10 protein-coding genes and 1 other RNA gene are annotated in these 12,729 nt (G+C 67.9%); 1 reads left to right on the forward strand and 10 read right to left on the reverse strand.

Annotated elements, in window-relative coordinates; genetic code table 11:
• Positions 1-122: 122 nt before the first annotated feature.
• A complete protein-coding gene (poxB, locus tag CLV49_RS17395; protein ID WP_106564668.1) occupies positions 123-1,847 on the forward strand; it encodes a ubiquinone-dependent pyruvate dehydrogenase in 1,725 nt (574 codons plus the stop codon).
• Positions 1,848-1,930: 83 nt separating this feature from the next.
• Here the strand turns inward: poxB and ssrA are convergent.
• The 10 genes from ssrA to prfB all read right to left on the reverse strand — a co-directional run bounded on the left by ssrA (position 1,931) and on the right by prfB (position 12,697).
• Positions 1,931-2,299: a transfer-messenger RNA gene (ssrA, locus tag CLV49_RS17400) on the reverse strand.
• Between the two features lie 155 nt (positions 2,300-2,454).
• Positions 2,455-2,931: an SsrA-binding protein SmpB gene (gene smpB, locus CLV49_RS17405; protein ID WP_106564669.1), complete on the reverse strand. Its 477-nt coding sequence runs from the start codon at positions 2,929-2,931 to the stop codon at positions 2,455-2,457.
• Between the two features lie 163 nt (positions 2,932-3,094).
• Complete coding sequence (locus CLV49_RS17410; protein ID WP_106564670.1) at positions 3,095-5,071, reverse strand: efflux RND transporter periplasmic adaptor subunit; 1,977 nt, start codon at positions 5,069-5,071, stop codon at positions 3,095-3,097.
• Entirely contained in the window at positions 5,064-5,915 is an 852-nt protein-coding gene (locus CLV49_RS17415; RefSeq protein ID WP_106564671.1) for a hypothetical protein, read from the reverse strand. The genes CLV49_RS17410 and CLV49_RS17415 overlap by 8 nt, the downstream gene beginning before the upstream one ends.
• A gap of 49 nt (positions 5,916-5,964) precedes the next feature.
• Entirely contained in the window at positions 5,965-7,197 is a 1,233-nt protein-coding gene (locus CLV49_RS17420) for an ABC transporter permease (RefSeq protein ID WP_106564672.1), read from the reverse strand.
• On the reverse strand, positions 7,194-7,943 hold the full coding sequence (locus CLV49_RS17425; protein ID WP_106564673.1) for an ABC transporter ATP-binding protein: 750 nt from the start codon (positions 7,941-7,943) through the stop codon (positions 7,194-7,196). The genes CLV49_RS17420 and CLV49_RS17425 overlap by 4 nt, the downstream gene beginning before the upstream one ends.
• Entirely contained in the window at positions 7,936-9,141 is a 1,206-nt protein-coding gene (locus tag CLV49_RS17430; RefSeq protein WP_106564674.1) for an efflux RND transporter periplasmic adaptor subunit, read from the reverse strand. Before CLV49_RS17430 ends, CLV49_RS17425 begins: the two co-directional genes overlap by 8 nt.
• A gap of 234 nt (positions 9,142-9,375) precedes the next feature.
• Positions 9,376-10,290, reverse strand: coding sequence for a permease-like cell division protein FtsX (gene ftsX / locus CLV49_RS17435; protein ID WP_106564675.1), 915 nt, complete (start codon positions 10,288-10,290; stop codon positions 9,376-9,378).
• Positions 10,287-11,495, reverse strand: a complete 1,209-nt coding sequence (gene ftsE, locus CLV49_RS17440; protein ID WP_106564676.1) for a cell division ATP-binding protein FtsE — start codon at positions 11,493-11,495, stop codon at positions 10,287-10,289. The genes ftsX and ftsE overlap by 4 nt, the downstream gene beginning before the upstream one ends.
• 89 nt (positions 11,496-11,584) lie before the next feature.
• Positions 11,585-12,697 (reverse strand): peptide chain release factor 2, encoded by a 1,113-nt coding sequence (gene prfB / locus CLV49_RS17445; protein WP_106564677.1) that lies wholly within the window; start codon positions 12,695-12,697, stop codon positions 11,585-11,587.
• Positions 12,698-12,729: the final 32 nt, after the last annotated feature.

Below are 12,729 nucleotides of genomic sequence, written 5' to 3' on the forward strand. Positions count from 1 at the left end.
CGCCGACACGTTGTCGCCCTCCTGGACGGATGCCGCAAGGCGTCCTCCGCGGCGCGGGCCGCGCGTAGGGTCGATGAGAGCGGACCGACCCCCTCTCGACGGTCCGCGGGAAGAGGGACGAGATGACGACGGTGGCCGAGAACATGGTCGCGATCCTCGAGGCGAGCGGCGTGAACCGCGTGTACGGATTGCCGGGCGACTCGCTCAACGGCTTCACGGACGCACTCCGGACGAACGGCTCGATCGACTGGGTGCACGTGAGACACGAAGAGGCCGCGGCGCTTGCGGCCGCGGCCGAAGCGCACACGACGGGCGAGCTCGCCGTGTGCGCCGGCAGCTGCGGGCCGGGTAATCTCCACCTCATCAACGGGCTGTACGACGCCAACCGTTCGCGGGTACCCGTGGTGGCCATCGCCGCCCACATCCCGAGCTCCGAGATCGGGACGACGTACTTCCAGGAGACGCACCCGCAGGAACTCTTCCGCGAGTGCAGTGTCTACGTCGAATACGCTGCGGTCCCCGAGCAGCTACCGCGTGTCCTGGCCATCGCGATGCGCGCGGCGGTCGAGAAGCGTGGCGTCGCCGTGGTCGTCGTGCCGGGAGACGTGCTGCTCTCGTCCGCCACCGATACGAGCGTGCCGGTCATCCACGCGGCCGAGCCGGTGATCGTCCCGTCCCCTCGTGAGCTCGACGACGCGGCCGGTCTGCTCAACGGGAGCCAGAAGATCACGATTCTCGCCGGCGCGGGGGTGCAGGGGGCGCACGACGAGCTCGTCGCCCTCGCCGATCGGTTGGGCGCCCCGATCGTGCACGCGCTCCGCGGCAAGGAGTTCGTCGAATACGACAATCCCTACGACGTGGGCATGACCGGACTCCTCGGCTTCGCCTCCGGTTACCGTGCCATGGAATCGTGCGACACGCTCCTCATGCTCGGCACCGACTTCCCCTATCCGCAGTTCTTCCCCGAGCACGCGACCGTCATCCAGGTGGACGTGCGCGGCGAGAACCTCGGGCGGCGCACGACCGTCGATCTCGGTCTCGTCGGATCCGTCCGCCCGACGATCGAGGCGCTTCTCCCCCTCCTCGATCGCGCCACGAATCGCGCGCATCTCGACGACGCTGTCGATCACTACCGGAAGACGCGGGCGAAGCTCGACGACCTCGCTGAACCCGGATCGGATCGTGCGCCCGTGCACCCGCAGTTCCTCACCCGCCTCCTCGACCGCCACGCGTCGGAGGACGCCGTGTTCATCCCCGACGTGGGTTCTCCGGTCATCTGGGCATCGCGCTATCTCACGATGAACGGGCAGCGCCGGCTCATCGGTTCGTTCTCGCACGGGACGATGGCGAATGCGCTGCCCCACGCCATCGGCGTCCAGGCGGCCCACCCGGGGCGCCAGGTGATCGCGCTCTCCGGCGACGGTGGCCTCGCCATGCTCATGGGAGAGCTCATCACCCTCACGCAGAACCGGTTGCCGGTGAAGGTCGTGGTGTACGACAACTCGTCCCTGGCCTTCGTCGAGGTCGAGATGAAGGCGGCGGGCTTCGTGAACTTCGGAACGGACCTCGCCAATCCCGACTTCGCCGCCGTCGCGAACGCCCTCGGCATCCGCGGCTTCCGCGTCGAGAAGAGCTCGGAGCTCGAGAGCGTCGTGGAGGAGTTCCTCGCGCATGACGGCCCGGCCGTCCTGGATGTCGTCACGGCCCGTCAAGAGCTCTCGATGCCTCCGAGCATCACGGCTGAGCAGGTGAAGGGCTTCACGCTGTACGCCCTCCGGACCGTGATGTCCGGTCGCGGCGACGAACTCATCGACCTCGCGAAGACGAACCTCCGACAGGTGTTCTGAGCATCGGGCACGAGGAAAAAGACGGAGAGGGCCGCCCCGTGGGGCGACCCTCTCCGTCTACTCGACGGTGTGATGACGACCGATGGTGGAGATGGGGGGAATTGAACCCCCGTCCATCGCTGTAATTCCGAGCCTTCTACGGGCGTATCCTGTGCAGACGTTCTACTCGGCCCCGACCTTTGCCACAGGCATCTAGGTCGACGGGCCCAGTCCGGGAAAAGTCCCACACACCGTCCGAACGCCGGTGCGCAGCAAGTCCCCTAAATGACGCCAGGGTCCGGAACGGGAACGCATCCGGTCTGACGGACTCTCAAACTCGCTTAGGCAGCGAGAGCGAAGTCAGTGCGCTTGGAATTGGCACTTGTGTTTTGCAGAGATCGTTTACGAGATAACCCTGCATCCTCGGCCCGCTTCTCTCGGTTTTGCAGGCGATGTCGAAACCGATCATCCCCCTGCTCGATCCATCGGAGTCGCCTCCGGTAGAACGGGTCGTCATCACACTGTCGAGTTGTCACGACCGGCGAACCGGTCATCGTGCGCGTGAAGCGCAGTCACAGTCTACAACGGCCGCTCGCCGCAGCTATTCCCCGTTCGCGGATGGATCCGACTAGTCGCCGACCATGTTCTTCGTGCGCATCGCCCGGTCGGCCTCGCGCTTGTCCTGCTTCTCACGCAGTGCCTGGCGCTTGTCGAATTCGCGCTTTCCCTTCGCCACGGCGATCTCGACCTTGGCGCGCCCGTCGCTGAAGTAGAGACGGAGCGGGACGAGCGTGTACCCGCCCGGCGCGATCTTGTGACTGATCTTGAGGATCTCCTGCTTGTGCAGGAGCAGCTTGCGCTTCCGCCTCACCGGGTGGTTGTTCCAGGTGCCCTGGCCGTACTCCGGGATGTGCACGGCGTCGAGCCAGGCCTCGGCGCCGTCGATGTAGGCGTAGCCGTCCACGAGGGACGCTCGACCGTGGCGCAGCGACTTGACCTCTGTGCCGGTCAGCACGAGGCCCGCCTCGTAGGTGTCCTCGATGAGGTAGTCGTGCCGGGCACGCCGATTGGTGGCGACCACCTTCTCGCCCTGTTCTCTCGGCATCGTCCGCTCCTCGTCCGCTCGTCTTCCGGTGAAGACAGCCTCCTATTCTATCGGGAAAGGGACCGGTCCGCGCACACGAGGGGGGATGCGCGCGGACCGGCCGGTCACGGATGCCGCCGCCGCGACGGCGTCCACGAGGAACGCGTCGCCGCGACGGCGGGAGTCAACCGCCCGGGGTGAAGCCCTCGGGCGGAGTGAACCCGTCGGGGAGACTCCCGCCGGGGAACCCTCCCCCGGACATCTCCGAGTCGCTCGACCCGCCGATACCGGTGAGCCCCGTCTCCGTCTCCGCATCGTCGGACGCGATCTCCTGGTCGAGATCCGCGAGAACCACGAGATCGCCGGACGCGATACCGTCTGCGACCTCGGTGTAGTCGGCGCCGACAGCGCCGAGCTCGACCTGGCGAGACTCGACCGTTCCGTCGACGAGGACGTCCACCGTCGAGGTGGTGCCGGAGACGTGCACCGCCGACGTCGGGACGACGAGGACATCGGACGCGGCGGCGGCCGTGATCGCGAGCGAAGCGGCTGTACCGGTCAGCGGTTCCACCTCGGTGTCGTCGAGAGAGACCGTCACGGCGAACGAAGGCGTCGAGGTCTCCGAGACGTTGAGGACGCCGATCGAGGAGACGGTGCCGGCGATGTCGGAATCCTCTCCCTCGACGGTGATCGCGACGGCCTGCCCGACGTCGACGGCACGGACGTCGCTGAGCGGCAGTGTCGACTCGACGACGTAGCCGGAGTCGGCGAGGACCGTGATGACAGCCGTCGTCGAGGCGGCCTCGACCTCGTCGCCTGCCGCGAGCGAGACCGCCGCAACGGTTCCGCTCGCCGGCGCCGTGATCGTGTTGTCCGCCAGCTGCTGCTGAGCGATCGCGAGCTGCTGCTCGGCGAGGGTGATCGCGGCAGCGTCCGCGAGCAGCGTCTCGGCCGTCACCGTCGTCGAGGTGCCTCCGATCGTCGCATCCCCTCCCGACGTCGCCGTCGTGGACGGCGTCGTGGTCTCCGCCGACGAGCTGGTCTCCGCGGCCTCGGTGCTACCCGTCGACGGTGAGCCCTCCGTCGATGGGGTGCTCTCCGTCGGCGCGCTCGATGACGGCGTCGACCCCGAGCCCGAGGTGCCACTGCCGTCGGACGAGGCGGACGACGCCTCCGCGACGGCCGTGCGCAGAGCGGTCACCGCCTCGTCGAGAGCCGTGGCACGCTCCTGGAGCGCCGACTGCGCCTCGTCGACGGTGGACTGATTCTCGAGAACCGTCCCGATCGCGGCCTGGCATGCTTCGAGCGCCTCGACGATGGTGCTCGTTCCCGAGCCGGTCGTCGTCTCGTCGGTCGTACCGTCATCGGCCGCGGATTCCCCGGCCGTCGTGTCGTCGCCTTCCGGGACGGTCTCGTCGTCCGATTCCTCGGACTCCTCGATGGCGGCGTCGAGGAACGGCTGGCAGGCCGTCCCTGAACTCGTCACGGCATCGCTCGAGACCTGGAGCGCCGCCGCCGCCGTCTCGTACTGGGTGAGGAGGGCTTCCTGGGCCGTCGTCACGGCCGCGATCGCCTCCTCCACGGCCGGATCGGTCGAACCGTCGTCGCCCGGAGTCGTGGGAGTGGCGGTGGGAGTGGTGGTCGGCGTCGCCGTGGGCGTCGGAGAGGGAGTCGTGCTGGTCCCGCCTGTCGTAGCCGAGCCGGACGTCGGGTCGGTCGTCGTGCTGCTGGACGACGAGCTGGCGGAGGACTGCGCCTCCTGGTCGGTCGCGAGCTGGCTCTCCGCGTCGTCGAGCGTCGACTGCGCGTCGTCGACCGCGTCCTGCAGGGATTCGGTGTCAAGCGTCGCGAGCACCGCCCCTGACTCCACCTCGTCGCCGACGCCCACGGACACCGAGGCGACCTCCCCGGCCACATCGAATGAGAGGTCGTAGCGATCAGCGGCCGCAACGGTACCGACCGCGTCGACCACCTGGGTTACGTCACCCTGCCGGGCCGTCGCGGTGCGGTAGTCGCCCGACGATCCGGTGGTCGCGGCGAGAGCCACTCCTCCGCCCGCCAGCGCGAGTGCCGCGACGATCGCCGCGACGACGACCACCCGGGAGCGGCGACGTCGACTCTTCCGGCGGGCGGCCGACGTCCCCGCGGAGGACTCAGTCATCGGTGCTCTCCGAACCGGGGCGGCCGCCGAATCCTCCCGGCATGCCCGTCGTGCACTCGCCGTCGACGGCGTCGCTCACCGTCAGCGCCGTGGCCTCGACCGTGCCGGCATCGTCAGCGTCACCTTGCACGACGACGCAGCGCCCCACCTCGAGAGCCGAAGCATCAGAGGCGACGGTCGTCGTCACACTGGAGTCGTCGGTCGTCACGACCGAACGGGTCGTCGACTCATCGCCCATGGACGACTCCACCGTCACCGTGTCGCCGTCGACGGCTGACACGAGCCCGACGACGATCCCGCCTCCCATGCCCGCTCCTGTCGGAGCGCCGCTCGGCATCTCACCGTCGGCCGGGGCTCCGCTCGGTCGGGCCGGCATCTCGCCGTCATCGCCGGTGGGCAGATCCCCTGACGGCATGCCGCCTCCGAACCCTCCCGTGCACTCGCCGTCCACGGCTTCGGAGACGGTGACGCTCTCGGCGGTGACCGTGGCACTCTCGTCGTCGCCGTCCGCCGAGCCGGTCACGAGGACGCAGGACCCGACGACGATGGACGAGACGTCACCTGACACGGTCTCGCTCACGGTCGTGGAGTCGCCGTAGGACACGGCGTTCTGCTCGTCCGTGCCTTGCACCTGCATCGTTCCGTCGGAGATCGAGGCGATGAGACCGGAGACCCCTGACGGCGCCTGCATCTGCTGATCACTCGCTGCGCTCGGCGCACTCGATGCGCTCGAGGTCTCCGAGGAATCGGACGAGCACCCCGCGAGGAACAGAGCGCCGGCCGCGATGAGGGCGATCGACGCGCCGCCGCGGGCGAGGGTGCGGGAAGAGGGTGAAGGGGTCACGGATGATCTCCTGGTGTCGGGGTCGAGGATGGATGGGGATCGACGCGCATCATTCGCTGCGCAACGCGTCGATCGGGGCGAGTCGAGCTGCTCGGGTGGCCGGATAGACGCCGAAGGTGACGCCGATCGCGACGGCGATCACGAGGGAACCGCCGACGGCGAGACCGGAGACCACGATGGAGCTTCCGATCACGTCTGGCAGAGTCAGCGCGGCGACCACTCCGAGGACGGCGCCGAGCACTCCTCCGATGAGTCCCAGGATCGACGCCTCGACCAGGAACTGCCGTCGGATGGCCCACGGGGGTGCACCGAGCGCCTTGCGGAGACCGATCTCCCGGGTCCGCTCGGTGACGGAGACGAGCATGATGTTCATCACTCCGATTCCACCGACCAGCAGCGACAATGCGGCGACGCCGGTGAGCAGGATCGTGAGCGTCTCGTAGACCGAGGTCGCAGTCTCGACGAGCGCGTCCTGACTCTCGATCGTGAAGTCGGCGTCCTCAGAATCCGTGATCCCGTGGAGGTTGAGGAGGAGGCTCTCGACCTCCTGGTACGCGGCGGAGAGCTGATCGGCCGATTCCGCCTGGATGTAGACGGTCGACACGGCGTTCGCCGTCGTGCCCCCGATGAGCTGCTGGCCGACCGTGCTGATCGGTGCCACCGCGATGTCGTCGAGGTTCGTGGACGAGCTGGAGCCGGCCGATTCGAGGACTCCGATCACCGAGTACGCGGTTCCGTCGATCGTGACCTGCTGACCGACGACGTTGAGGCGCCCGAACAGCTCGTCGGCGGTCTCGGAACCGAGCACGATGACGTCGGCGGCTGATGCGACGTCCTCCTCTGTGAAGAACTCGCCGACCGCGAGTGTGCGGGACCGCACGTCCGTCCAGGACGCGGTCGTTCCCGTGACGGTCGTCGTCCAGTTCGAGTCGCCGTTCTCCAGCGACACGCTCGTCGAGGTCTCGGGAGCCACTCCCGACACATCCGGTGTGCTCGGCGAGTCCGCGAGGGCGTCGGCGTCATCGACGGTGAGCGTCGTACTGGTCCCGAATCCGCCGCGGATGCCGGACGCATCGGTGCTGCTGCCGGGCGTCACGATGAGCAGGTTGCTCCCCAGGGAGCTGATGTCCTCGCTCACGTCCTTCTGTGTGCCGAGGCCCAGCCCGACCGTCAGGATGACGGCGGCGATGCCGATGAGGATTCCCAATACCGTGAGGGTGGAGCGGAGCGCATGTGAGCGCACCGCCGACCAGCCCGATCGAAAGGTCTCAGACCAGGTCACGACGCCACCGCCTCGGCGCTCGGGGTGTCCGCTGCGATCTCGCCGTCGCGGACGAACACGATGCGGCGCGCCCGCTGGGCGACCTCGAGTTCATGGGTGATGAGCACGACCGTCCTGCCCTGCTCATGGAGCTCGTCGAAGAGCGACAGCACGTCCTCCGTGGACACGCTGTCGAGGTTCCCCGTCGGCTCGTCCGCGAGGATGAGTGCGGGCTCGCCGACGAGCGCTCGCGCCACCGCGACGCGCTGCTGCTGGCCGCCCGAGAGCTCGCCTGGCCTGTTCGCCAGGCGGTCTCTGAGGCCGACGCGTTCGAGGGCTTTCGCCGCCAGTTCTCGACGCTCGTCCCGGGGCGTACCGCGGTAGAGCAGCGGCAGTTCCACGTTGCGCCAGGCAGCGAGAGACGGGAGCAGGTGGAACTGCTGGAACACGAAGCCGATCTCGCGATTGCGGATGCCGGCGAGCTCGATCTCGTCGAGTTCGCCGACGTCGGCGCCGGCAAGCCGGTACTCGCCGGTCGTCAGCGTGTCGAGACATCCAAGGACGTTCATGAGCGTCGATTTACCCGAGCCCGACGGGCCCATGATGGCCACGTATTCGCCCACGCCGATCGTCAGATCGATGCCCTTGAGCGCCTCGAACGTGACCGAGCCGGACGAGTAGGTCTTGCGCGCCTCCCGCAGGGCGATGACCGGCTCGAGACCGTGGTCCGTCTCCGTCATCCGGGCGTCGATGATCGCGTCAGCCATTCTGACCGCCCGTGAATCCGGCCGGTGGCTCGAATCCGTCCGGCAGTTCGACACCGTCCGGGAGCTGGCCCCCACCGGGGAACTCGCCGGTCTGCCCGCCGTCGCCGCCGCCCGATGTCGGAGTCTGAATGGCGACGACGACCTCGTCACCCTCCGCGAGTCCGCTGAGGATCTCGGTGTACGTTCCGGCCGTCTCACCGACGGTGACCTCGACCTCCACCTCCTCGCCGTCCTCGTCGAGCTGGGTGACGGTCGAGACGCCGTCTGTCGTCGTGACGGCGGCCGACGGCACGGCGAGCACATCGGTTCGGCGCTCGTAGACGATGTCGACCGTTGCGGAGAGCCCGTCGTAGAGTCCGTCGACCTGGCCCGTCGTCGTGATGGTCACCGGGAACAGCGCGGCGCCCGAGTCCGTGGACGGGAGTCGGCCGATCTCGGTGACCGTTCCGAAGACCGTGTCGTCCACGCCGTCGACCGTGAGTTCGGCTTGGTCGTCGACGGCGATGTTCTCGAGGTCGCTCGCCGAGAGCGAGACGGTGGACGTCCAGCTGTCCGTCGCGACGATCGTGACCTGGGACGTCGACGACTCCTCCGTGGCCGTGGTCGTGGCGCCCGGCAGGGTGGTCCCCGTGCTCGCCTCCGTGGAGCTGCCGCCGGATGTCGACGATCCCACGACGTCGCCGACGGCGAGGTCCATCGAGGTGATCGTGCCGGCGACCGTGGCTTTCAGATTGACGTCGTCGAGAGCGTCCTCCGCCTTCGAGACCGCATCGGCGGCAACGTCGACGGCCGCGCTGTTGGCGGAGATCGTCGCGACATCGGCGTCCGAGCCCGAGCTCGACTCCTGGCTCTCGGAGAGGCGGGCCTCGGCGCTCGCGAGGTCGGCCTTGGCTGAGAGCAGCGCCTCCTGCACGTCGAGGTCATCGACGGTCGCGATGACGTCGCCCACGGCGACGGTGTCGCCCTCCGCCACGTTCACGGCCGTCACGGTGCCGGAGACCTCGAACCCGAGCGACTCCTGCACGGACGGCGTGATCGTCCCCGTCGCGGACACGGTCTGCTCGAGCGTCTCGAGGCTCGCCGCGATCGTCTGCGTGCGTGCGGACGTCTCGGCCGTCGTGGTCGATGGCACCACGACGGCGAACCACATCACCACGGCTGCGATGATGAATGCGGCGACAGCGGCGGAGATGATCACCCACGTCCGCTTCCTCAGCCTTGCGGTGAAGGTCCTCACTGTGTCTCCCTGCGAACATCCGTCATGATCGGCCCGGCGGGGCCGTCAGCAACGGTAGGGAGCACACCTTTCGGGGAGCGAGCGAATTGCTATCAGTGAGCTAGCAGAGGGCCGCCGAGACATCGAACGCGAAAGAGAAGAGGCCCCCACCGTGCGAACGGTCGGGGCCTCGTCACCGGTCGCGACGCGACGCGATCAGATGCGGAGGTATCTCTTGATCGCGAAGTTCGCGGAGAGTGCGGCGAGCACCATGCCGAGAGCCAACAGGATCGGGACGACCACCATCGCGTCGCCGATGTCCACGAAACTGATGAACAGCATGCGGGGGGCGAGGTAACCGGTCACGACGAAGTGCACAAGGGCGAGGATCGCTCCACCCGCGAGGATCGAGCCGATGAGCGCTGCGAACACGCCCTCGAGCACGAACGGTGTCTGGATGAAGCGGTTCGACGCACCCACGAGCCGCATGATCCCGAGCTCTTTCCGCCGCGAGTAGGCGGAGAGGCGGATCGTTGTCGCGATGAGGAGCACGGCCGCGATGAGCATGAGACCGGCGATACCGATGGCGGCGTAGCTCGCGATGTTCAGGACCGAGAAGATCTGGTCGAGATACTGACGCTGATCCGTCACGGTCTCGACGCCGGCGACACCCGAGAACGCCTCGCTGATGACAGCGGACTGCGACGGATCCTTGAGGTTCACCCAGTACGCCTGCGGCAGCTGGTCCGGCGTCACGAGATCGGCGAGGTCGTTCCCCGAGAACTGCTCCTGGAAGTTCTCGTACGCCTGTTCGCTGTCCTCGAAGTAGGAGTTCTGGATGTAGGGAGCGAGCGTGTCGGACTCGAGCTGCTCCCCGATCGCGGCGACCTGCTCCTCCGTCACCGCCCCGCCGGCGCACGACTCGCCGACGGAGTCGTCCGTGCAGAGGTAGACGGCCACCTGGGCGCGGTCGTACCAGTAGTTCTTCATCTGGGCGACCTGCATCTGCATGAGCACGGCGGTGCCCACGAAGGTCAGGGAGATGAAGGTCACGAGCACCACGGAGATGACCATGGAGACGTTGCGGCGAAGCCCGTTGAGAGCCTCCGACCAGACGAGTGCGAATCTCACTGCGTGGGCCCCACGTTCTGTTCCTTGTCCTCGTCGCGCGGTTTCGCCGCTCGGAGGCCGAGTCTCTCCGCGAGCGACAGGTGCTCCTGCGTGTCCTCGGGCAGCGGACCCGAGACGAGCGGGAGTCCGATGATCGGTTGGCTCTGGGTCAGCGGCTGAGCCGGTGGCTCGTCGGCGGCCGGAGCGGACCCGGTCTCCTCGGCGCCCGCGTCCGATTCGTCCACCGCACGCGAGGTGACCCACGGCGGGGCGGAGTCGACGTCCTCAGTCGCCGACGAACGCTGGGCGTGCGTCGTGGCATCGGCGGACACTGGCGCGTCGTCCGCGGTCTCGACCGGTGCGTCCGCCTCAGCCGATTCGACGAGTCGAGGAGCTGCGCCGGTCTCCGCGGTGGCGGTGCGCCGTGGCGTCACGACCGACTGGGTGGTCGGGGTCTCGCGGGCGGCCTCTTCGACGGCGCGCTTGGCCTTCTCGGCGTCGACGCCGCGCTCCTTGCGGGGTCCGAGTTCGGGGATGACGGCGGTCGTGCCGTAACCGCCGTGGGTCTCGTCGCGTACGATCCCGCCCTCGACGAGTTCGATCACCCGGCGCTGCATCTTGTCGACGATGGCCGCCTCGTGCGTCGCCATCACCACGGTGGTGCCGTTCGCGTTGATGCGCTCGAGGAGCTGCATGATGCCGGCGCTCGTGGCGGGATCGAGATTACCCGTCGGCTCGTCGGCCAGGAGGACCTGCGGCTTGTTGACGATGGCGCGTGCGATCGCGACGCGCTGCTGCTCCCCACCGGAGAGCTCGTGCGGCATGCGCTGGGCCTTGTTCTCGAGGCCCACCATCTTGAGCACGTCCGGCACGGCCTCCTGCACGAAACCGCGCGACTTCCCGATCACCTGCAGGGTGAAGGCGACGTTCTGGAAGACCGTCTTGTTCGGAAGGAGCCGGAAGTCCTGGAAGACCACGCCGAGGTTGCGGCGGAAGTAGGGAATCTTGCGGTTCGAGATCGACGACACGTTGTGCCCGAGCACGTGCACCGTGCCGTTCGACGGCTTCTCCTCCTTCAGGATCAGCCGGAGGCAACTCGACTTGCCGGAACCCGAGGCGCCGACGAGGAAGACGAACTCGCCGCGCTTCACCTCGAAGTCGACGGCGTTGAGAGCGGGCTTCGTCGTGCCCGCATATTTCTTGGTGACCTGGTCGAAGCGAATCATGGCGGTTCGAGCCTAAGCACGGTCATCGCGGATGCCCGCAGGACGCGCCGCGAGGCCGTGCCCGTTCACGTTCGACACGCGACAGCCAACTACTCTTCGATGTCCTTCATGGACCGCCACCGGATACCCGCGGCAATGAAGCCGTCGAGGTCGCCGTCGAAGACGTTCTGCGGGTTGCCCGACTCGAAGTTCGTACGCAGGTCCTTCACCATCTGGTACGGAGCGAGCACGTAGCTGCGCATCTGGTCGCCCCAGCTCGCGGTGATCGTACCGGCGAGCTCCTTCTTCGTGGCGGCCTCCTGCTCGCGCTGGAGGATGAGGAGCCGGGACTGCAGCACGCGCATGGCGGCTGCGCGGTTCTGGATCTGGCTCTTCTCGTTCTGCATCGAGACGACGATGCCCGTGGGGATGTGCGTGAGGCGGACGGCCGAGTCGGTGGTGTTGACCGACTGGCCGCCGGGACCGGACGAACGGAACACGTCGACCCGGATGTCGTTCTCGGGGATGTCGACGACCACCGCCTCCTCGAGGAGAGGAATCACCTCGACGGCGGCGAAGCTCGTCTGACGCTTGCCCGCAGAGTTGAAGGGGCTCATGCGCACGAGACGGTGCGTGCCGGCCTCGACGCTCATGGTGCCGAAGGCGTAGGGCGCGTCCACCTCGAACGTCGCCGACTTGATGCCGGCCTCTTCCGCGTAGCTCGTGTCGAGGACCTTCGCGGGATAGTTGTGCTGCTCGGCCCACCGCAGGTACATGCGCAGGAGCATCTCGGCGAAGTCGGCGGCGTCGACGCCACCCGCACCCGCGCGGATCGTCACGACGGCGGGCTTCGGGTCGTACTCGCCGCTCAGGAGCGTCTGCACCTCGAGCTCGCCGATGGCGGAGCGCACCGACTCGAGCTCGGAGCGCGCCTCGTTGGCGGTGTCCTCGTCCTCCTCCGCGTTGGCGAGTTCGACGAGCATCTCGACCTCGTCGAGGCGACGCTCGATTCCCGTGATGCGGGCGAGCTCGGACTGGCGGTGGCTCAGCGCGCTTGTCACCTTCTGCGCGTTGTCGGTGTCGTCCCACAGGTCGGGCGCACCGGCCTGCTCGCTGAGCACCTCGATGTCGGCGGTGATGCGGTCGATGTCGACCACCGTCTTGATGTCGGCGAAGGTGGCGCGCAGCGCGTGGATGTCGGAGCTCAGATCCAGAGGAAACATAACCGTGCAAGCTTACCGTGGCGCGCGGCTCC

It is taken from the genome of Labedella gwakjiensis, from assembly GCF_003014675.1.
In the GTDB taxonomy this organism is placed as follows: domain Bacteria; phylum Actinomycetota; class Actinomycetes; order Actinomycetales; family Microbacteriaceae; genus Labedella; species Labedella gwakjiensis.